The 22,375-nt window shown below is 53.9% G+C and carries 19 protein-coding genes; 9 read left to right on the top strand and 10 right to left on the bottom strand.

Annotated elements, in window-relative coordinates; all coding sequences use genetic code 11:
* Positions 1-23 precede the first annotated feature (23 nt).
* From RID21_RS08095 to hpt, 8 genes are all read left to right on the top strand, one after another.
* Positions 24-1,271 carry an FAD-dependent oxidoreductase gene (locus RID21_RS08095; RefSeq protein WP_350188143.1) on the top strand — a complete coding sequence of 416 codons (1,248 nt, stop codon included), beginning with the start codon at positions 24-26 and terminating at the stop codon, positions 1,269-1,271.
* Between the two features lie 19 nt (positions 1,272-1,290).
* Positions 1,291-2,067, top strand: coding sequence for an aldo/keto reductase (locus tag RID21_RS08100; RefSeq protein ID WP_350188144.1), 777 nt, complete (start codon positions 1,291-1,293; stop codon positions 2,065-2,067).
* A gap of 221 nt (positions 2,068-2,288) precedes the next feature.
* A complete protein-coding gene (locus RID21_RS08105; protein ID WP_350188145.1) occupies positions 2,289-3,035 on the top strand; it encodes a (Fe-S)-binding protein in 747 nt (248 codons plus the stop codon).
* A gap of 1 nt (position 3,036) precedes the next feature.
* A complete protein-coding gene (locus tag RID21_RS08110; protein ID WP_145179612.1) occupies positions 3,037-4,407 on the top strand; it encodes a LutB/LldF family L-lactate oxidation iron-sulfur protein in 1,371 nt (456 codons plus the stop codon).
* Positions 4,394-5,020 (top strand): LutC/YkgG family protein, encoded by a 627-nt coding sequence (locus RID21_RS08115; protein ID WP_350188146.1) that lies wholly within the window; start codon positions 4,394-4,396, stop codon positions 5,018-5,020. Before RID21_RS08110 ends, RID21_RS08115 begins: the two co-directional genes overlap by 14 nt.
* A gap of 147 nt (positions 5,021-5,167) precedes the next feature.
* Entirely contained in the window at positions 5,168-6,844 is a 1,677-nt protein-coding gene (locus tag RID21_RS08120) for a hypothetical protein (protein WP_350188147.1), read from the top strand.
* Positions 6,845-6,857: 13 nt separating this feature from the next.
* Complete coding sequence (gene truD, locus RID21_RS08125; RefSeq protein ID WP_350188148.1) at positions 6,858-7,928, top strand: tRNA pseudouridine(13) synthase TruD; 1,071 nt, start codon at positions 6,858-6,860, stop codon at positions 7,926-7,928.
* 15 nt (positions 7,929-7,943) lie between these two features.
* Positions 7,944-8,465 carry a hypoxanthine phosphoribosyltransferase gene (hpt, locus tag RID21_RS08130; RefSeq protein ID WP_350188149.1) on the top strand — a complete coding sequence of 174 codons (522 nt, stop codon included), beginning with the start codon at positions 7,944-7,946 and terminating at the stop codon, positions 8,463-8,465.
* A 24-nt stretch (positions 8,466-8,489) separates the two neighbouring features.
* Here hpt and RID21_RS08135 read toward each other — a convergent pair whose 3' ends face one another.
* The 5 genes from RID21_RS08135 to RID21_RS08155 all read right to left on the bottom strand — a co-directional run bounded on the left by RID21_RS08135 (position 8,490) and on the right by RID21_RS08155 (position 14,762).
* The gene (locus RID21_RS08135) at positions 8,490-10,979 is read right to left on the bottom strand and encodes a DNA gyrase subunit B (RefSeq protein WP_350188150.1); all 2,490 of its coding nucleotides are present in this window, start codon (positions 10,977-10,979) and stop codon (positions 8,490-8,492) included.
* 95 nt (positions 10,980-11,074) lie between these two features.
* Positions 11,075-11,434, bottom strand: coding sequence for a DciA family protein (locus tag RID21_RS08140; RefSeq protein ID WP_145035297.1), 360 nt, complete (start codon positions 11,432-11,434; stop codon positions 11,075-11,077).
* 3 nt (positions 11,435-11,437) lie between these two features.
* Entirely contained in the window at positions 11,438-12,568 is a 1,131-nt protein-coding gene (gene dnaN, locus RID21_RS08145; protein ID WP_350188151.1) for a DNA polymerase III subunit beta, read from the bottom strand.
* A 539-nt stretch (positions 12,569-13,107) separates the two neighbouring features.
* The gene (locus tag RID21_RS08150; RefSeq protein WP_350188152.1) at positions 13,108-14,142 is read right to left on the bottom strand and encodes a helix-turn-helix domain-containing protein; all 1,035 of its coding nucleotides are present in this window, start codon (positions 14,140-14,142) and stop codon (positions 13,108-13,110) included.
* A gap of 44 nt (positions 14,143-14,186) precedes the next feature.
* Positions 14,187-14,762, bottom strand: a complete 576-nt coding sequence (locus RID21_RS08155; RefSeq protein WP_350188153.1) for a glycine cleavage system transcriptional repressor — start codon at positions 14,760-14,762, stop codon at positions 14,187-14,189.
* Between the two features lie 275 nt (positions 14,763-15,037).
* Between RID21_RS08155 and RID21_RS08160 the strand changes: the two genes are divergently transcribed.
* Complete coding sequence (locus RID21_RS08160) at positions 15,038-16,387, top strand: AI-2E family transporter (RefSeq protein WP_350188154.1); 1,350 nt, start codon at positions 15,038-15,040, stop codon at positions 16,385-16,387.
* On the opposite strand, the gene RID21_RS08165 is transcribed toward RID21_RS08160, so the two are convergent.
* Genes RID21_RS08165 through RID21_RS08185 form a run of 5 tightly spaced genes read right to left on the bottom strand, consistent with a single transcriptional unit; the run spans position 16,384 to position 22,356 of the window.
* A complete protein-coding gene (locus RID21_RS08165; RefSeq protein ID WP_350188155.1) occupies positions 16,384-17,589 on the bottom strand; it encodes a type II secretion system F family protein in 1,206 nt (401 codons plus the stop codon). The genes RID21_RS08160 and RID21_RS08165 overlap by 4 nt on opposite strands.
* A 27-nt stretch (positions 17,590-17,616) precedes the next feature.
* Complete coding sequence (locus RID21_RS08170; RefSeq protein WP_350188156.1) at positions 17,617-18,690, bottom strand: type IV pilus twitching motility protein PilT; 1,074 nt, start codon at positions 18,688-18,690, stop codon at positions 17,617-17,619.
* 35 nt (positions 18,691-18,725) lie between these two features.
* Positions 18,726-20,483, bottom strand: coding sequence for a GspE/PulE family protein (locus RID21_RS08175; protein ID WP_350188157.1), 1,758 nt, complete (start codon positions 20,481-20,483; stop codon positions 18,726-18,728).
* Positions 20,484-20,500: 17 nt separating this feature from the next.
* Positions 20,501-20,836: an STAS domain-containing protein gene (locus RID21_RS08180; protein WP_145443491.1), complete on the bottom strand. Its 336-nt coding sequence runs from the start codon at positions 20,834-20,836 to the stop codon at positions 20,501-20,503.
* 11 nt (positions 20,837-20,847) lie between these two features.
* A complete protein-coding gene (locus tag RID21_RS08185) occupies positions 20,848-22,356 on the bottom strand; it encodes a GGDEF domain-containing protein (protein ID WP_350188158.1) in 1,509 nt (502 codons plus the stop codon).
* Between the last annotated feature and the right edge of the window lie 19 nt (positions 22,357-22,375).

Genomic DNA, 22,375 nt, shown 5'->3' on the forward strand with positions numbered 1-22,375 from the left:
CACTGTGAGAAAGGATTCTCATCGTGCCTGCGGCAGATCTGATTATCTTCGGAGGAGGCATTGCCGGCCTCTGGACCCTGAGCGAAGCCACGCGGCGGGGATACCGGTGTTTTCTGCTCGAAGCTTTCGAACTGGGCAGCGGACAGACCATCGCTTCCCAGGGTATTATTCACGGCGGATTAAAATACACACTGCAGGGCATGATGACCGGATCCGCACGCGGAATCCGTGAGATGCCGCTGATCTGGCGGAAATCCCTCACCGGCGAACAAACGCCCGATCTCTCGCAGACCAAAGTCCGCTCACCCCACTGCTATCTCTGGCGAACCGAATCCCTCTCCTCACGGCTGGGAATGTTCGGTGCCAAAATGGGTCTCCGCGTCGCACCCCGGAGTCTGACCGCTGACGAAACACCGTCGGTCCTCGCCGGCTGCCCCGGTTCCATCGGCGTCATGGAGGAACAGGTGATCTCTCCCTTCAGCCTGATCAGCAATCTGGCACAAACGCACGCCGACCAGATTTTCAAATATGATCCCGCACAGCTGACCTTTCAAACAGACACATATGGAAACATCACCGCAGTTCAACTGCAGACCACCGAGGACGATCCGCTTACGATCAACACTCGCTCTGTTCTGCTGACTGCCGGCAGCGGTAACGAATCGCTTCGCACCCAGGCACGCCCGGATGCCGTTTCTCAGACCGCCCCCTTCATGCAACGACGCCCCCTGCACATGGTTCTCGTGCGGGGTAACCTGCCACCGTTCAACGGGCACTGTGTCGACGGCGCTAAAACACGGGTGACGATCACTTCAGATACCGACTCCCAGGGACGCACTGTCTGGCAACTGGGAGGCCAGATCGCCGAACAGGGCGTAGGTCAGTCACGACAGGAACTCGTCGCTCACGCTGCCCGGGAGCTAAAGGCTGTCATGCCCGGGATCAACGTCTCCGGCCTGGAATGGACTTCGTACCAGGTTGATCGTGCCGAAGGAGCCACGAAGTCAGGCCTGCGACCGGAAACGCCTCAACTGGTTGTCGAAGGAAACCTGATCACCGCCTGGCCTACCAAACTGGCTTTGGCACCACAGCTGGCAGAAGATGTGTTCGACTGCCTCAAGAAACAGGGAATCTCGCCTGCGTCTGGCAAGCATTCCGATCTCACGGCACTCCAGAAATTAGCCCGCCCCACTGTCGCGCTGCCTCCCTGGGAAACAGCATCGGAGTGGCTGACACTGGAAGAGAACGACGCACGTACTACCGCCGCCTGAAGCAGAAAGACTCATCAGCATGCAATATCGTCCCCTGGGAAATACGGGTGCTTCCATCAGTGCTCTTGGCTTCGGCGCGTTCAAGATCGGTCGCAATCAGCAGATCAAATACAGTCAGGCTTACGACCTGCCCGATGACGCCACCACCGAAACGCTGCTCAACTCGATTCTCGATCTGGGTATCAATCACTTCGACACGGCACCCGCGTATGGCATCAGCGAAGAACGTATCGGCCGCTTTCTGTCACACCGCCGCACTGAGTTTCTGCTGTCGACCAAAATCGGTGAGACCTTTGAAAACGGACAATCAAACTACGACTATTCTCGCGCGAGTCTGACCGCCAGCCTGGAGCGGAGTCTGCAACGCCTCAAGACCGATGTGCTGGACATGGTCCTGATTCACTCCAACGGAGACGATCAGAAAATTCTTAACGACAGCGATGCCGTAGAGGTCCTGCAGTCGTTTCAAGAGGCGGGCAAGATTCGCTGGATCGGTCTGTCTGGAAAAACCGTGGCAGGTGGCACTGCGGCTCTGAAGTGGGCTGATCTCTTGATGGTCGAATATCACCTCGAAGATCCTTCGCACGCAGAGCTGATTCAACGCGCTGCAGACCAGGGTGTCGGCATTCTGGTCAAAAAAGGGCTCGCTTCCGGACATCTTCCCCCTGCGGAAGCGATCTCGTTTGTCCTCGAAAATCCCGGTGTCAGTAATCTGGTTGTGGGTGGTTTGAATCTCGCGCACATCGAAAAAAACTGGCAAACCGCGGGTGCCGTCTCTCTGAGACCCGCCGCATAAGTACGCTCAATCCTCTTTGAATCAGGGGCACAGGAATTACGCAGGAAGATTTAATATCTCACAGAGGCTTCCCTTCTGAGTGCATTGACCGCGATTTCTCACTGAACGTCCGCATTCTCAACTCGTGGTCGGCTTGGCATTCATGACCCGGAGGACTATAAAAGAGAGAGTATCAGTGATTGAATTGAGAACCCTTCGAAACCCCTGATGAGTTTCCTGCCATGCCGCCCAAAGTTGGCCTGTTTATCCCCTGTTATGTTGATCAGCTGTTCCCGCAGGTGGGGATTGCCACTCTGAAAATCCTCGAGCATTTCGGGGTCGAAGTCGACTATCCCGAAAGCCAGACCTGCTGCGGTCAACCGATGGCCAACACCGGCTGTACGAATGAAGTCGGACCGCTGGCAAAACGCTTCGTCGAGATTTTCAAAGCATACGACGCCGTCGTCTGCCCCTCGGGAAGTTGTGTCTCGATGGTCACGCATCACTACGACGAATATTTCCAGAACGATGCCGACTACGAAAACCTCAAAGGTAAAACCTATGAGTTCACAGACTACCTGACCACCGTAATGGGAGTAAAACAGTTCGCGGGTCGCTTCCCTCACAAGGTCGGCCTGCATCAGAGCTGTCACGGTTTACGAGAACTCCGTCTGGCCAGTTCCAGTGAAGTCGTAGGCGAACCCTTTGGAAACGCCCGGGCCCTGCTCGAAAGTATTGAGGGGGTCGAGATCACCCAGTTGCAGCGGCCCGACGAATGCTGCGGCTTCGGGGGAACGTTCTCCGTGGCGGAAGAAGCGGTCTCCTGCATGATGGGCGAAGACCGCGTCCACGATCACGAGCAGGCGGGCACCGAAGTCCTCACCGCTTTGGACATGTCCTGCCTGATGCATCTGAATGGCATCATCCGTCGGCAGAAGAAACCGATCCGGGTGATGCACATCTCCGAAATTTTTGCTGAGTGTTTATAACATGCCTTCACATCCCCAATTAGCAGCCGAATTCATCGAGAACAAAGACCGTGCGCACTGGCATGATCAGTCGCTCTGGTTCGTTCGCTCCAAGCGGGACAAAGCCGTCAACCAGCTCCCCGAATGGGAACTGCTCCGCGAACAGGCTTCACAGATTAAACAGCACACGGTTTCCGATCTGCCAAACCTGCTCGAAGAATTCGAACGCAACGCGACTGCCCGCGGCGTGCACGTCCATTGGGCCCGTAACGCGACCGAGCATAACGAAATCGTCCATGGCATTCTGAAACAGCACAACGTGAGCCGCGTGGTCAAAAGCAAGTCGATGCTCACCGAAGAATGTCATCTCAACCCTTACCTCGAACGGCATGGAATTGAGATCATCGACACCGACCTCGGCGAACGCATCGTCCAGATGCAGAACATGCCTCCCAGTCACATCGTCATGCCCGCGATTCACATCAAGAAGGAAGAGATCGGCGAGCTGTTCCACGAAAAACTGGGTACCGAAAAAGGGGCCACCGATCCCCAGTACCTGACCGAAGCCGCCCGGCAGCATCTCCGGCAGAAGTTCATCCAGGCCGAAGCTGGTATTACCGGGGTCAACTTTGCGATCGCAGAGACCGGCGGTTTTGTCGTCTGCACGAATGAAGGCAACGCAGACCTGGGAACCTCGCTCAACAAACTGCACATCGCCTGTATGGGCATCGAAAAACTGATTCCCCGTGCCGGCGATTTGAGCGTCTTCCTCCGGCTGCTGGCCCGCTCCGCCACCGGACAGCCGATTACCACCTATTCCTCACACTTCCATGGACCGGCCCCCGGACAGGAAATGCACATTGTTCTCCTGGACAATGGTCGCAGTGAAATTTCAGGTAGTGATGAATTCCGTCGCTCGCTGAACTGCATCCGCTGTGCCGCCTGTATGAATACCTGCCCCGTCTACCGACGCAGTGGCGGATACAGTTACAGCAACACAGTTCCCGGACCCATCGGTTCGATCCTCGGACCGGCCCGTGATCCAAAAGAGAACTCCTCGCTGCCGTTCGCCTGCAGTCTGTGTGGATCCTGCACCGACGTCTGTCCGGTCAAAATCGATCTGCATCATCAGCTGCTCACCTGGCGGAAAGAAATTCGCATCAAGGGCTTCCTCCCCTTCTCCAAGCGGATCTCCATGAAGATGATGTCCTGGATGATGCAGGCACCGAAGCTCTATAAACTGTCCGGTAAGCTGGCACGCTGGATCGTACCAAAGCTACCCCGCTTCCTGCTGTATAATCGCCTGAACGACTGGGGAAAACAGCGGGAGCTGCCCGAGTTCCCCAAACAGAGTTTCCGGGAATGGATGAAAGAGAATCATGACAAAAAGTAAAGACGACATTCTCAGCAAGCTCCGGAAACAGTCGGTCCCTCCCGTCGAACTCCCCAACCTGGAAACTCCCGAACTCAAACAGCGGTGGATTCAATATCCCGATCCGACGGCGCAGTTCACCGAGGTCCTTTCCGGCGTCGGTGGAATCTGCCTGCAGGTTAAAGACGTTGCCGAAGCGACACAGAAACTCGCAGAAATGCCTGCATTCACTGATGCCAAAAAAGTCTGTTCGCAGATCTCCGAATGCGGCAATCCGAATGTTTCGATCTCCGAAATCACTGACCCCCACGATTTTGAAGACATCGATTTTGCGATTCTTCCCGGCGAATTCGCGGTCGCAGAAAACGGCGCCGTCTGGATTACTAACGACGGCGGACCAGCGCGGGTACTCTACTTTCTCGCACAACACGTCGCCCTGCTCGTACCTGCTTCCGCAGTGATCAACAACATGGCCGAAGCTTACGAACGACTCGCCTTTGCAGGGAACAGCTTTGGAACCTTCATGTCCGGCCCGTCGAAAACGGCCGACATCGAACAGTCACTGGTGATCGGAGCCCACGGCGCACGCTCCCTGATCGTCTTCCTCGTCGAAGATGCATTTCAGACGAACTGACGGGAAATTCCAAAAATCTTGTAACCCGTTTCCGCTCAGACAGGTACACTGGAACAGACGCTCCGGTTCTCACTTGAGATCCGGTCCGTTCCCTGTTTCCATTGTCATCTATCCATTGATTCTTCTTTGATATGAAGGGGTTCTGCCGTGCAGACATTGTCGAGGACTTCACTGTTTCAACGCGTGACTCTGACCCTCTCCTTTCTGGCCATCAGCACCCTGGCCCTGGCGCAACCCAAAACAGACGAACCCCGCAAAGACAAAATCGACTGGAATCAGCCCATCGCCGTGGCGTCGATCGCCAGCATCGACCGGGTCCTGGATGATGTCGACTATATGTTCTCGACCATCGACAAACCCGAGTATCCCGCGATGATCAAAGGCTTCCTGGCCCAGTATCGCAACCTGGAGGGCATTGATAAAACCAGACCACTGGGCGCCTTTGTCTTTCTGAAAGAAGGCATCTCGCCGCAACCTGAGGTCGTCGGCTTTATCCCCATCAAAGACCTGGATGCTCTGAAAACAACACTCGAAGAAGTCGGCATTCTCCTCAACCCGGTTCCCGACCAGGAGAACCGTTACACGGTCGCCCTGCCACAATTCTCCCTGCACCTGAAAATGGCCCATGACTACGCCTTCGTGCAGATCAAAAGCGAAGCCCTCGACCGCGACTTTTACAACCCCGACGAATTCACCACAGCGCTGGCAGAAAAATACGACATCGCAGCATCTCTGCTGTTGAAGAATGTTCCCGAACCGATGCGGATGATGGCTGTCGATCTGGCCAGTGCCCGCATCGACGATCAACTGCAGAAGAAAGAGAGCGAAACGGACCTCCAGTTCGAAAGTCGCAAAGCCACAACCATGATGATCTTCAAGCAGTTCCAGACGATTGCCAAAGAGGGTGCTGCGTTGACCTTTGGTTACGAACTCTCCCGGGAGAAAAAACAGATTCTGCTGCATTTCGGCATCGAAGCCAAACCGGGAACCGATTTAACCAAACAGCTGGAAGCACTCTCTCAGAAAGCCAGCCAGTACTCCTACCTGAATGCCGCCGACTCCGATGTGCTCGGATACACGATCGTTCCCCTGCACAAAGACATCGAACAGAAGATGTTGCTCGACGTCATCGAACAGTCGAAATCCAATGTGCCTCCCGTGTTTTTCGGCAGCGAAGCCAACCCGGGACCAGCCGCGAAAGTCTTCAAATCGGCTGAATCAACGGTCAAGTCCGGGAAACTCGATGCCCACATCAAACTGGTTCAGAACGGCGACGAGAAACTGGCATTGATCGGTGCTTTGAAACTCCAGGAGGCGGCTTCGTTCCGCGAAGGCCTGCAGGAATTCTTCGATCTGATCTCCCAGGCAGAAGACACCAAAGGCATCAAAGCCAAGGTGGCCGAGGTCGAAGGTGTCGTCATTCATCAAATCTCTCCCGATGATGTGAAAAACAATGCCCGGGATATCTTCGGGGAAAACCCCGTCATTTTCCTCGGCTGCAGTGATACAGAGTGCTGGGTCGCCATGGGCGAACCATCGAGCCTGGAACTGCTCTCCGCCTCGATCTCCGCAGCAGCCAAACAGGGTAAACAGACAAAACCCGGCTCCCCCTTCCTGTTCTCTTTGAAATTCGCTTCGATTCTCCCCCTGGCCAGTCAGAAGAATAAGGATCCGGAATTTGTGGAATCCGCGAAAGTCGCCTTCGCTACCGGTGGCGATCTGGTAACCTTTTCTCCTAAAATCACCGCCAGTCAGTTCAGCCTGAACCTCGAACTGGGTGAAGGGTTCATTCGGCTGTTTTCCCTCGCGATAGCCAATAGATAGTAGAATTCCCCGTATGTCTGAGTCCGAAATCGAAACACTCCCTTTTCTGACACCAGACTTACCGGGGATCGGCGGCCAGCTGAAACAGACCCCCGAGGACTTCGTCGTCGACGAAATTCCCGTCTACGAACCCACGGGAGCCGGCGAACACCTGTTCCTCTGGATTGAGAAACGGGACGTCTCTGCCCCCTACCTGGTGAAGAACCTGGCCCGCATACTGCAAGTCAATCCACGCGATATCGGCGTCGCCGGACTCAAAGACCGCTTTGCAGTCACACGTCAATATGTGTCTGTCCCCGCCGAATGCGAACCCCTGGTTGATACCTTCGAATTCACCGGCATCCAGATTCTCAAAGCGATCCGTCACGAGAACAAACTCAAAACCGGGCACCTCAAAGGGAATCGCTTCTCGATTATCGTCCGCGATACAGAAGACAACGCCTTCGAAAAAGCGCAAGCGATTCAGGAACAGATCGCCCAGACCGGCTTTCCGAATTACTACGGTGCCCAGCGGATGGGTCGCGACAACGAGACCTTCGATATGGGGCTCAAACTGCTTCAGGGAAAACGGGTCCCGGGAAAATACATGCGAAATAAAGCCCTCAAGCGGCTGGCCCTCTCGGCAGTGCAGTCGGCGCTGTTCAATCGCGCGCTCGCCAACCGGATTCTTGCCGGTCAGCAGCAGACCGTTCAAATGGGAGATGTCATGCAGGTCTGTGCGTCGGGGGGACTGTTCGTCGTTGAAGATGTCGCCGCAGAACAGCAAAGGTTCGATCAGGGAGAAACCATGATCACCGGCCCCCTGTTCGGTCCGAAAATGAAACAGCCGACTCAGGAAACATCCGCACAGGAACAGCAGGTCCTAAACGACTTTGGACTGGAGCCCGATCTGTTTAACCGCTATAAAAAACTGACCGCGGGAACCAGGCGCCCCTACCTGATCCGGCCGGAAGCACTCCAGCTGGAACCGACAGAGAACGGGGTTCGATTCGAGTTCACGCTCCCCTCCGGCGTGTATGCGACCATGCTGCTCAGGGAGTTCATGAAAACAGAACTCGCCGGGGATACGACCGAGACAAGTTAACGAAAGGATGTCGCTGTGAAAGTTCTTATTGACCAGGACCAGATCAACTCACGGGTGATCGCGCTCGGACGCGAACTGGCCCAGGAATACCAGGGACGCCCCTTAACGATTATCGGCATCCTCGCCGGCAGCCTGGTTCTGCTGGCAGACCTGATTCGTGCCATCGATGTACCGCATCAGGTCGGACTGCTCCAGGCATCCAGCTATCGCGGCAAATCGACCAAACCAGGTGAGCTGTTCGTCAACCTGGATTATCTGCCCGACCTCAGCGAACGCGATGTCCTGCTGGTCGACGATATTTTCGATACCGGGAAAACCATGCAGAAGGTCATGGCACAAATCAGCGAGCAGGAACCACGCTCACTGAAAACCGCAGTCCTGCTCTGGAAAGAGGAAGCCACCGAAGTCGATTTCGGACCGGACTATCACTGCTTCAAAATTCCCGATCACTTCGTCGTCGGCTACGGTCTGGACTTCAACAACGAGTATCGGCACCTTCCGTTCATTGCTTCTCTGGAAGGCTCCGATCTCGTCTGATTCGCCAGCTGAAGACCTCGATGATTAAATATCGAGGTTCTTCACATCCAGGGCGTGCTTCTCGATGAACTCGCGGCGGGGTTCCACCACATCACCCATCAGGACGCGGAAGATCTCATCGGCGGCAGCGGCATCTTCCATACCGACCTGCAACAGAACCCGGTTCTCGGGATCCATGCTGGTGTCCCACAGCTCTTCCGAGTTCATTTCGCCCAGTCCTTTGAAGCGGGTCAGTTTCAGGCCTTTTTCACCCAGATCACGCAGCGAGGGAAGCAGCTGACGCAGGCTGCTGAGCTTGACGTTGCTGTTGCCGCTGTGAATCGTAAACGGGAAGATCGGCTCCCCGTTCCGGTTGCCGGGCGAATAGAAATCCTTCAATGCGATACCGTAACCTTTGAGCTGTTTCAGGTACTCATTGATCGAGCGGATCTCGTGAATGTCCGTAACCTGCAACCCATCATCTTTGCCGAAGTCTTCTTCATCCTCTTCGGAATCGGCTGAGGAATCACCGTTTTCATCGGCAATCCGCAGTTCTTCGCCCCGCTTCTGTTCTTCCTCTTTCAGGAATTCTTTCATTTCATCCTGCGAGGTGAACCAGAACTGTTCCTTACCCAGAAAGATCCGGTACTGAGGCAGCAGTCCCTCTTCAGTGGCGTGATTCTGAGCCAGGAATTTCAGGTCAATCCCACGGCGGTCCAGTGTTCCCAAAGGCTCTTCGAGTTCGCCCACCAGCTTGACCAGCTTATCGAGCATTTCCGTTTCGAATACGGTGCCGTCCTCACAAGTCAGATTCGCATCGCCCAGAGCCAGTTCTACCAGCTCGTTCATCATCTCTTCCTGGGTCTGCACGTAGCGCCGTTTTTTCCCCTGTTCGACGCGGTACAACGGAGGTTGTGCGACATAGACACAGCCATGGTTCACCAGTTCCCGCATGTGGCGGAAGAAGAAGGTCAGCAGCAGCGTACGAATGTGGCTACCGTCGACGTCGGCGTCGGTCATCAGAATGATCTTACCGTAACGACGCTTGGTCACATCATCGAACTCGGCTCCCGGAGGAACACCCACGGCTTTGAAGATGTTGGAAATTTCCGCGTTATCCAGCACTTTAACCAGTTGGGCTTTTTCCACGTTCAGGATCTTACCACGCAGCGGGAGGATCGCCTGAATATTCGAATCGCGACCGGTATCCGCAGAACCACCGGCCGAATCCCCTTCGACCAGGTACAGTTCGGTAATGTCCAACTCACGACTGCGGCAGTCGCGGAGTTTTTCAGGCAGGCCGCCGGTCGTCAGCGCACCTTTACGCCGTACCATTTCGCGGGCCTTCTTGGCGGCTTCGCGGGCTTCCGCTGCCAGCAGACCTTTCTGAGCGATCTTCTTGGCAACCGAGGGGTTCTCTTCGAAGAACTTCATCAGCTTCTCGTTGACAACCGTCTGCACGATCCCTTCGACTTCGCTGTTACCCAGCTTGGTTTTGGTCTGCCCTTCGAACTGGGGATCAGGCACACGCACGGTAATCACCGCGGTCAACCCTTCGCGGAAGTCATCACCACTGGGTGTGAAGTCCTTGAACAGGTTGGCTTTCTTGCCGTATGCGTTGATCGAACGGGTCAGAGCACCACGGAAACCGGAGAAGTGCGTCCCCCCTTCGATGTTGAAAATGTTGTTGGCAAAGCAGCGGACATTTTCGGTAGAGCCATCATTGTGCTGGACAGAGATGTCGACCTGCACCCCTTCCATCTCTCCCTGGATCGAAATGATTTCCTCATAGAGCACATTCTCCGTCCGGTTCAGATAGCGAACGAATTCGACCAGCCCGTCTTCGTAGTGGAATTCATCCGTCTGTCCCGAACGTTCGTCGGTGATCCGGATTTTCACACCTGCATTCAGAAACGCCAGCTCCTGGAGTCGCTTGGTCAGCGTGTCGTAGATGAACTTCGTATCGGGGAAGATCGTACCATCGGGTTTGAAGGTAATCTTTGTGCCGCTCTTTTCGGTTTTGGCCAGCTTCTGCAGCGGTGTTTTCACGAGTCCCGCAGCGAAGTCCATGGTCCAGACGTGACCTTCCCGGCGGACTTCCGCTTCGAGCCATTCACTGAGCGCATTCACCGCGGTAATCCCGACGCCGTGCAGACCACCGGTTCCGGTTTTATAACCCCCTTCTCGGTCGAACTTACCCCCGGCGTGAATTTCGGTCAGCACCACTTCCAGAGCCGGCCGGTTGTTCATGTCGGGCATCGCCCCAACGGGAATTCCTCGACCATCGTCGCTACAGCTCACGCTGCCATCCGCGTTGATTTTGACGTTAATTACGGAGGCGTAACCGTTCACACATTCGTCGATGGAGTTATCCACGATTTCATAAACCAGGTGATGCAGACCCCGCAGCGTGGTATCGCCGATGTACATGGCGGGGCGGGTGCGAATCCCTTCTACACCTTCCAGGGCTCGAATATTCGATTCATCGTAGCCCGCTTTTTTCAGGTCTGCCTGACTCTCTTGTTGATCGCTCACTCTAATTTCACTCCCGTGAATTCCTGAATCGTTACCCGTTAGGATAACGATCGCTGATTAGTGACGGACGGCAAACAGAAATTTCCCATTCCATTTTACCCCTGCCTGCTGTCCTGGTTTGTTTTCGATTTCAATCGGAACCGCATGTCGCGGACGTTCTGTTTTCCATACTCTTTCTGCAGCTTCTGCAGCAGCGACATCTTGTGAAACGAATTCAGCTCGTTCAACAGAGCCGAATTGTCGACGCCGATCTGCACGATCCGGTTCTTGATACCCAGGATCGTGGTCTGGCTGGCAATCTTTTCGCCGGCCACCTGTTGCCAGGCCTGTTTCAGTCGCTGATCTCCCTGAACCCGAGCCAGCCCTTTCATCGCAATCAGTTCCGAGAGCACCTGGGAGACAGGTGTCGCGGCCGGAATCGCGCGGCAGGTCTTGAATTCGTATTTCTCTGACATGAATTACCGTGCCTGTGAGAGGGGCATGATCACATAGGTGTAACCATCATCGGTCTTGAGGACGGCAGCGCTGTCGGAATCGATCAGCTGCAGCTGGATATGAGCGGCGGAATCCAGAGCTTTGAGGAAGTCTGCCAGGTAGCGGACGTCAAAGGTGATAACGATTTCGTCGCCTTCAAAGGGAATCGGGATTTCAACCTTCGATTCCCCCACAGAGGCAGCCACACTCTTCAGCGTTAACAGGCCACTGTTGAAGATAAAATCAACACCCCGGGTTTCCACGTCGGTCACAATCTGTGCCTGACGGACGGCACCGAAGAAGGTTCCGACTTCCAGGTCGATACTGTGAGTCGCTTCTGGGGGAATGACATCGCGATACTTGGGGAAGCGGCCTTCTACCAGGCGGGCAAAAATTGTCGAACGACCACTTTTGACGATCACGTCATTGGCCCGAATCGCAATCTGGATGTTTCCTTCATCGCCGGTCAGGCTCTTTTCGATCAGCGTCATCGCCTTGGCGGGGATTACAGGCCGATTGTTTTCATACGCCTCTGATCCCTGGTAGGAACAGGCGGATTCTACCATCGCCAGACGACGTCCATCGGTCGCCGCCAGCGTCAGCTTGTCCCCTTCCACGTCGAACAGTACGCCACCCAATGCATAGCGGGTGCTTTCCGGATCGGTTGCGAATACGGTCCGCCGGATCATTTCCCGGAAGGACTGCATGGGAATTTCGAAGTAATTTGATTCTTTGAATGTTTCTACTGCGGGAAATTCAGAAGGATCGTGGACTGACAGACGGAATTCGCTCTTGCCCGAGGAAATCAAAATAAAGTCCTGTTCGGTTTCCTCGTCCTTCTTCAGTTCGATCTCGACCGAATCGGTTGTGGATTCTTTCAGGATCGAGACCAGTTCGTGAACCGACAGCAGGATCTCTCCGGGAATCGTGACATCCACTTCATCGAAGTCATAACGGATGCTGACTTCGAGATCGGTTCCGCTCAAGGTTGCCTTGCCGTCTCCTGCTTCGAGTTTGGCGCACTTCAGGATCTCCTTGGGAGTGCGTGAACTGATGACGCTTCCAATGATCTGGAAACCGGACAACAGGGCCGATCGTGAACAACTGAGCTTCATGTGTGAATCAACTTTGTATTAGATTTTTGATGGGTAAATTGTGCTGCCCCGCATGTCCTCTGGAACTCATTCTGGCAGCGATAAGATATCGATTTTCTGGTGTTTGTATTTTATGTGATTCAAAGCATTTTCACAATCATCGGAGAGACGTGAATCTCGACATGCCAGGGGTTTTTCAGAACCCATTTTCTCTAAAAATTAATTAATTTATTATTAGTATTATCTAGGCGGGGAGGATTCTGTTAAGAAGTCAGGAATTTTCGATGTAAGATATTATATGGGAATATCTTACATCGATTATCGATAAGGGTTTGAATGTCGATAAACTGTCGGTGGAATGTGGCGCAGCAGCGCAAGAGATGATGAGAGTCAGCAGGGGTTGTGGAGGTTACTTTTCGGCGCGTTCAGAACCCGAAAATGGCTCCACATTTCTCAACCGGAAATCAACAGGTTATACACAAAATGGCCACCAGCAACCGGGAGAATTCGAGATGGAATCCTTTATCTGACCGGTCGGGTCTCTGTGATTTCACTGTCTGCTATAAAAGATATACTCCCAGTTGTTGCTTAATGCGAGAAATCTGCTGACGTAATCCAGGTGATTTTTCGAGATCGGTCTGAATTTGACGACAGGCATGAATAACCGTGCTGTGGTTCTTCCGATTGAAGTAATTTGCGATTTTGGCTAAAGATTCATCGGTCAGTTCCCGGGAGAGAAACATCGCACACTGCCGCGGCAGAACATACTGTTGTGACCGGTTGGCAGAACGGATTTCAGCCAGGGTTGTTTTAAATTCGCGGCAGACCGCGCGTGTGATTTTCGCGGTACTCGTGCGGGGCGGTTCGAGGTTGCCCTGCAGATACTGTTTTACAAAGCGACTATCCAGGGGCTGTCGATTGATCCGACTGACGGTTTGCAGCTGTTTCAGCACCGCAAACAGTTCGCGTGGTGAGAGGTCTTTCTTTTGTGCGATCAGCGTCAGTTCTTTTTTCGGCAAGGGAATCGCTTCCACCTCGGCCCAGAATTCCAGTAATTCCTGTCGGCTCTGAAAGTCCAGAGGCGGAATCGCTGCACAGATTCCGCCATGAAAGCGATTGGTCAGCTTTTTCAGAAAAAAGGCCAGCTCCCCGGGCGGCTTCGTCGCCGACACGATGATCCGCCCCCCCTGGCCCAGAATATCACCGAGAGTCGACAGCAGCTCCTGCTGCGTGTGAGAGCGGTTTTCCAGGCTATGCACGTCTTCCAGGATCAGCAGATCGAGTCCCCGCAGCCCTTTCTGAAAGTCGGCAATCTGCTGGTTTGATGACGCCAGGGCAAAGCGGGCGGCAAATTCGCTCGCGGTCAGGAGTTCCCATTCTGCCCCGGGATGCAAGGCGAGATACTCGGGCAACAGATGATGAATCAGGGCTGATTTACCGCATCCGGAGGGGCCATACAGGTAAATCAGCTGGGGATCCGGCGTCTCAAGAGAGTGCAGTAACTCGGTGACAGCCGTGCTGGCATACTGATATTCTTTCAATATCTTGAAAGGTGTCTCGAATGACTGCTGCTGAGATGGACCGGATTTTGACATCATCCCAAATCTTTTTCTCAGTAATGTCCCGCAATCGGGGAGTATTACAGCTTAAACATACGCGTCTGGCTCTGTGAACTGATGATGGCCGAATCCGATTCGCTGATGAAATCGACTGAGACATCAAAGTCACTGCAGATGTTCTCCATCACGGACTGCAGCTCGAGGATCTCGAGCGATTTGGGTACCGCCACCTTGATCATCATCTCGAATGTCTGTCCATCGGAGGAACTGGTGGCAGACAGGTCAATGATGTCCACGCCATCCTGTCCCAGCTGGGACGAGATGCGTCTGAGAATTCCGGGACGGTTAGTGCCCGCGATGGCCAGCAGGTACTTGATGCAGTCTTCCGGAGGCAGCATGGAGGGCACGTCTACATCCGGGTCCTTAATGGAGACATCGACATTGAACGCGTTACAGATTCCCTCGATGTGTTCCTGGATCAGGGTCGGATCGCGCTCTTCAGGGAAGTCAGCGGCAATCACGATGTTGAAAAAGTTCTGGATCACTGCAATGCTGGCTTCATGCAGGTTTGCGCCCAGTTCATCCATGGCGGTCGTGACGGCGGCCATGATGCCTACGCGGTTCGCAGATAAAAGTGAGATAATGTAACGTTTCATACCAGACTCCGGTTCTGTCGAGATAGACAAACTGATCTCGATGCGCATCGTTCCTGAATCGAGAGGGAAGCGCTATTGTAGCGAATGGGGGTTCAAAATTGCGATAAGGAAACGAAAATAATCTGAAAGTCTGTCCCAGTCCTCTCCCGTCAGACTGAGGAGGCTTTTGTACTATCATTCGTGCCTGCATTGCTGTAAGTTGTTATCTGCCAACAGCTCAGATCGGGTAACCGATCGTGGCTTTTTTGCGATCTATTCTATATGGGAACTGGTTTATGGTTCGCCTCGTTTCACTCAGCATCATTTTCTGCCTGATCCTGTTCCTGGGAGTGACCTTCTTCAAGGTAATCCTGCCGTTCCTGCTGCCCCTTTTTCTGGCAGCCGTGGTCGCCATGGTCAGTCAGCCCCTGCTCCAGTATTTCATTAAACGGGCCCGGGGTCACGTCCGTATTGCCGCCAGCATCACGACCACGCTGATCATTTCCGCGATCTTTGTTCCCCTGTGTGTGGGGATTTTCCTGGGTTCCCTACAGCTGTTTACCACGGTGGTGAATGCGCTTGATGAAGCCAACTGGAATAAAACCGTGCAGACGGTCCGCGAAAAAGTAGAGGTCAGTAACCTCAAACTGCATCAGTTCGTGGAATGGTCCAACGAATACCTGGGAAAAGAGGCAACTGCAGAAGAGGGAACCAGCAATCAAGAACAGTCGCAAGTCACCGATGATTTCATCCGCAAGAATCTGCAGGCGACTCTGGTTCCGATCGCCAAACGTTCGCTCGGTTTTGCTGCTTCAACCGTGGGATTGCTCGGCACCGTGTTTTCCGCGATGATCGCCTGGATTATGTTTGTGATCGCCCTGTATTACTTTCTGGCCGATGGCTACGTGCTCGTCGAATCGACGCAGTCCCTGATTCCCGTGCACCTGGATTACCAGCGGCAGCTGATCGATAAGTTTCAGAAAGTCGTGCGGGCCGTGGTTTTGGGAACCTTCCTGGCGGCCATTGGTCAGGGACTGATGACTGCGATCGCCTTATACATTGTCGGTTTTGAGCATTTCTTCATTCTTCTGATCCTCGCCACGATCACGTCGATGGTTCCCCTGATGGGGTCCTGGATTATCTGGGGTCCCTGTGCCGGCTGGTTGATGTACCAGGGAGACTGGGGCGCGGCGATCTTCCTGACCCTGTTCGGGACACTGGTCGTCGGCACGATGGACAACGTCATCCGTACCTATATTTTGCAGAGTGACGCAAAACTGCACCCCCTGCTCGCCTTTGTCAGTGTGTTGGGCGGACTGCAGATGATGGGGCTCTGGGGGGTTTTCATCGGCCCGATCGTCGCTTCCTGTCTGCACGCACTTGTGCAGATCTTTAATGCCGAGCTTCGTGCGTTCTCCAAGGAGAAATTCAACAGCAATAACCTGCTCGACATGGTCCCGGAGGAGGAAAAAGTGAAACAGGAAGATGATCAGCAGTCAGGGCCCCAAGCAGAGACAGAGACTACCAGGGCAGATGCACCCGCGGAGGGCCCGTCGCCAGAGACGGAAACAAAAGCAGAATCTTCCGGATCGCCAGAATCTTCGCAGCAACAGAAGCAGGAAAAGAAATCACCTGAGTCGGATTAGTGGCTGGTACTCAGCGTGAAGATCGGCAACAGCATCGAGAGTGCGATAAAACCGATGATCGAGCCCATGCAGACCACCATCAACGGTTCCACCAGTGTCGTGGCGGACTTGATGGCGATTTTGACATCCCGATCAAAGTAGTCGCTCAGCTTATTGAGCACCATTCCCAGTCGGCCCGTCGATTCGCCGGAAGCGATCATCTGCTGCATCGTGGGGGGAAATAATGCTTTGCCCTCCAGTGCCTCATGAATCTGTTTTCCGCTCGTAACCTGCTCGCTGATTTCCATCCAGCTCTGTTTGAAATAAACATTGTCGGATACACCAGCGCTCAGTTCGATGGCTTCCAGCATGGGAACCCCCGCGTTGACCGTAGTCGCCAGCGTACGGATGCTGCGGCTGATTGCCAGTTTTTTCAGCATCGAGCCGAAGACGGGCATCCGAATCAGACACCAGTCGAACGTTGCTTTGCCCCAGGCCTGATTCCGCATATAGAAGAAAAAGCCGATTACAGCCACCAGAAACAGCAGCAGCAGATACCAATAAGAGGTGATGGCCGTTGAGACGAAAATCATCATTTTGGTCGGTGTGGGGACCGCGGCACCACGGGCAGCGAACATGGGCATCAGCTTGGGAAAGACGTATGTCAGCAGGAAAATACAGACGCCGATACACATCACCAGCATCACAGCCGGGTAGATCAAAGCGCCCTTCACCTGCTGAATGGTTTCCTGTTCTTCTTCAGCCTGCTGTGCAATGCGGTTCAGCATCTGCGGCATCGTACCGCTGGCCTCGCTGGCTTTAATGAGATTCACATAGGTTTTATCGAATAACCGTGGAAACTCACTCAGTGCACTGGAGAGGTCGCTACCCGCTTCAACGTCTTTCTGAATGCAGGATAGAATCTCGGCGAGTGTTTCGTTTTCAATCTGCTTCGCAATTCCTTCCAGGGCTGTGGCCACGGGCACACCCGCGTCGACCATAATCGCCATCTGGTTGGTAAAATAGATCACGTCTTTGCGAGAGACCCGTTTTTTACGGGTTGCTGCCAGACTCTTGGATGACTTTTCATCCGCTTCTTCCAGAGAGAGCAGATACAGACCTTCCTGGCGCAACTTGGCAACCGCATCTTCCCTGGTCTCAGCGACCAGTTCCCCGGACTGATTCTGTCCTGTCGTGTTGCGTGCTATATATGTGAATTGCATTGTTTCGCCTGTCCCTCATCGATCCCGTTAAGCCAGTAATCCATGAGAATATTCTTTGCCCGACGCTTCGCCCTTTAATTCCTGCAGGTTTTCGTCCACGGTTTCCGCGTCGACTTTACCGTTTAACAGCAGTTCTTTGAGAGCCTGTTCCATCGTCTGCATTCCTACGCGACGGTTCGTCGAAATAATGCCTGGGATCAGATGGGTCGTCGATTCGCGAATACTGGTTTGAATCGCCCGATTGGTCAGCATGATTTCCACGGCAGCCACACGCCCATTGGACATCGCCGCGGGTAATAAGCGTTGGGTAATGACAGCCCTTAACGATTCCGCCAGGTGGCTGCGGACCTGGGACTGTTCCTCCGGCGGAAAGACTTCTACCAGTCGATCGACGACTCCCGCTGCACTGGAAACATGCAGTGAAGCGAGCACCAGGTGTCCGGTCTCCGCAGCCTGCAGGGCGACACGAATGGTATCCAGATCCCGCAATTCCCCGATCAGAATCACATCCGGATCCTGCCTCAGAACATGTTTCAGTCCCGAGGTGAACCCGGGACAGTCTTCGCCGATCTCCCGCTGTTCGATCAATGATTTTCCATGCTGGAACTGATATTCGATCGGATCTTCCAGGGTGATGATATGTTTTGAATCCCGCTGATTAATCGCTTCGACCATGGCCGCCAGCGTGGTGGACTTACCGGAACCGGTCTGCCCGGTTACCAGGATCAGCCCGGTTTTGAGCCGCGTCAGCTCTTCCACGACAGGGGGCAGTTCCAGGCTGCTCAGCGTACAGACTTCGTTGGAAAATCGACGGATGGCCGCCGCCAGGGAACCGCGCTGCACATGAATATTGAAACGGAAACGCCCCAGTCGCGGAACGGTGATCGCGAAGTCGACGTCCTTCTGCTTCTCCAGAAGTTCTTTCTGTTGCACTTTCATCACCTGGTCGCACAGATCGCGAATCGTTTCGGGATCCAGCGGTTCCAGGGCGGTGGTGCACAACTGACCGTCAATACGGAACATGGGCGGTGCGTCGGTTACCAGCAGGATATCCGAAGCATCACTGTCCACAGCCGCGTGTAACAGGTCGTTCATTTCCATTGGGGATTACTCTCTATCTCTTCAGCGTGATGCCGTTATGAATGGGAACGGATCAGCGCGGGTTTTCGGGGAATCCAGCCGTCATCACTGACTTTGATGGCTTCTTCCACTGTCGTCAGTCCTTCCTGGGCTTTACGCAGAGCGTCGTACCGCAGGGGGATCATGCCATTGTTCTGTGCATATTCTTTGACTGCTGCCACCGTAGGATTCGAGGAGATGATTTCCCGCAGCTGATCATCGATGGTCAGGATCTCATGCACGCCGATACGTCCGGAGAAACCGGTATTGCGGCATCTCTTGCAGCCTTTGTTTTTATAAAATTCGTTCGCTTCCAGGCCGACGCGTTCCACCGCCAGTTGCATCGCCTTGGGCAGTTCATAAGGTGTTTTGCATTTCGGGCAGAGTTTACGACAGAGTCGTTGTGCCAGAGCCATGTTGACTGCTGCCGCAATCAGGTAGTCGTCGACACCCATATTGATCAGACGGGTAATCGCCGAGATCGCGTCGTTGGTGTGCAACGTACTGAAGACGAGGTGACCGGTCAGGGCTGCCTGGATGGCGATCTTGCCGGTTTCCTGGTCGCGGATTTCGCCCACCATGACGACATCCGGGTCCTGTCGCAGCAGACTCCGCAGGATCGTAGCGAATGACAGGCCGATTTTTTCATTCACCTGGAACTGATTGATAATCGGCAGCTGATATTCGATCGGGTCTTCGACCGTACAGACATTTTTCTCAATCGAGCTGACGGCATTCAGAGCCGCATACAGGGTGGTACTCTTACCACTACCGGTAGGCCCGGTCACCAGAATAATGCCGTTCGGTTTTTCCAGCTGTTCGGTGAAGTTTTCCAGAACTTCGGAACTGAAACCCAGCTGTTCGAGTGAAATATTGACGCTGCGGTTATCCAGAATACGAATCACGACTTTTTCACCGCTCGGCATGGGAAGCGTACTCACACGCAGGTCGATTGGACGCCCTTCCATCAGGACGTGAATTCGTCCATCCTGTGGCAGACGACGTTCGCTGATGTCGAGGCTCGCCATAATCTTGATACGCGACGAAACCGCAGGCGCCAGATGCACGGGCGGTTCGAGTGCCTGATGCAGCACTCCATCCACGCGATAACGCACCCGCAATTGCTGTTCGTTGGGTTCGATGTGAATATCGCTGGCCCCCTCGCGAACCGCATTATAGATAATGTAATTGACCAGTTTGATGATCGGGCTCTGGCCGGCAAACTCGACGTCGAAGCCGATGTCGTCGATTGATTCTTCGATCAGTTCGACATTGGTGCCGTTCGCATCATCGATGATGTCGTCGATCACGAACACGTTTGTGTTCGGCATATAAGTCTGCACCATCCGGCGGATTTCGCGGGCGCTGGCGGCGACAATCTGGATTTCTGACTTGGTCAGGTCGCGGAGCTGGTCGACCAGGAAGACGTTTGTCGGTTCCGCTACCGCAACAGTCAAAACGTTGCGGACTTTGAACAGAGGCAGCACCGTATGCTTTTCTACAAATTCACGCGGCAGGACATCGAAGATTTTCGAGTCGAACATGCGGCTGTCGAGCTGTACGTAGGGAATGCGGTATTCCAGGGCCAGGCATTCCAGCACCTGCTCTTCAGTGCAATATTCGTTGTTGACCAGCAGCTCACCCAGCAGCTGACTGCCGTCTCCCTGTGACTGTTCCTCCAGCGCGGAATCCAGCTGTTCTGCGGTGATGTACTCTTTAAAGATGAGCAGATCACCGAGCCGCATTTTCGGTTGTAAGAGGGAATTGGTATTCATGACTGGTTCTTAAATCTTTATTGAAAGCTGGAAACCGCTTCGATCACCGAATCGAAAATATCGATCCGCTGGTCGAGTCGTGTCATTTCCAGAATTTTCTTGCCAGGTTCTTCCAGGCCGCTGATCTTGAGGTTCCCCCCGTGTTCCCGGGTCAGATCCTGCAGATCGAGTAAGGCCGTCAGACCGGCACTGTCCAGCAGATCGCTGCGATCCATCTGCAGGACAACCTGGTAATGCTGTTCGTTAATCGCATCTGACAGCGCATGGACGAAATCACCGGATGTGTCATCCGTCAGTTCATCCGGTGTATGGGCCACCAGAACATTGCCAAAAACTTCCGTTGTGATCTGCATGTCTGACTCGCTTATGTACCCGGTTTCCTGGTGGCGTTCGTATCCAGGCCGACCACCTGATTTCGTCCGCCTTCCTTCGCCTTGTAGAGATATTCATCAGCCACCCGCACCAGCTCTTTCGTGGTTGTTGCGGGGTGACGGAATTCTGTAACGCCAAAACTGGCAGTAACTTGCAGTTGCTGTCCCTCGAATAGGATCGGGCAGTTTTCCAGTGTCTCACGTAAATCTTCCGCGATCTGACGTGCCTGAGAATATTCGTGATCCAGCAGGACGCCGATGAACTCTTCACCGCCATATCGTGCCAGCACGGCATTATCAGGCATCACGGTTTTCCAGATCCGTGCGACCTCTTTCAGTACGAAGTCACCGGCCTGGTGTCCGTAAGTATCGTTGAAGGATTTGAAGTGATCGATGTCGCTCATGATGATGCTGAGGCTCGTGGACTGCGCTTCAGCGCCCTTCACCAGTTCATGCAGTTTTTCCTGGAAAGTCGCATGGTTATACAATCCGGTCAGACCATCGCGGCTGGCCATCTCTTCAATGCGTTTGAACAACTGTGAATTCTTGATGCCCAACGCGTAGATATTGGAAAGAATATAAATCAGGCGACCAATGGTGGGAGAATCCACGTCGATCTTATCGATGATCAACAGCCCGATCAGTTCCGAACCCACGGTCAGCGGTGCAATCGCATCCGGCATCTGTGGATCGTCTTCGATGATCCGCTTGAGGCGGTAATCCTGATCGGCGTCGTTTCGCATCACAATCTGACGGTGTTCGATGACCCAGGCGGCTACGCCATGATTGGCTGCAGGCCGGTAGTCCAGTCGGTCGCGGGCTCGCGCGGGCAGTGCATTTTTCAGAGCTCGCGATTTTGAATCCCAGAGATAAACCTGACATGATTCACATTGCAGCGAGGCTTTGGCCGTGCTGATCACGGTCGGAATCAATGATTCGTTGGATTGATTAGTAGAGATCCGACGACCGATGTCCTGCAGCGTCAGCAGGAGCAGTGGATAATTCACGCCACTCTCCACACTCGTATTCTCTTTCTGCTCGCTGACCGGTTTCTCATTGCTTTCTGTAATTCCCGATTTCGAAGCATCGACGGCGGCCTGTTTCTGAGTCTGGTACAACTGGCGGACCAGTTCGTCATTCTGGTCGTGCATCTGAGACAGTTTGTGACGCAGTTTACCCATGTAGAGATCGATCAGCAGTACCAGTCCGACAAGTACGCTGGCGCACATAATGCTCGCTGGGTAGGTACTTCTGACTTCTTCCAGGTCCGGGCGAAAGAAAATTTCGGCGAAGCAGGAACTGATGGAGAGTACTGTAATGGTCCAGTAACAGACCCGCGGTGAAGAAACCGCCGCCAGAACTGTGGGGGGTGCCAGCAGCAGCAACGGAGCCACCCCCAGGGGCCAGTGCATGTAGGCACCCAGGAAGACCGCCAGCGGACACAGGCAGACTACCAGCAGGGAGTAAGACCAGAACTGGATGGCAGTGTAATAATTTCGCATGAGATAAAGTTTCAATAAA

Source organism: Gimesia sp. (assembly GCF_040219335.1).
Lineage (GTDB): Bacteria > Planctomycetota > Planctomycetia > Planctomycetales > Planctomycetaceae > Gimesia.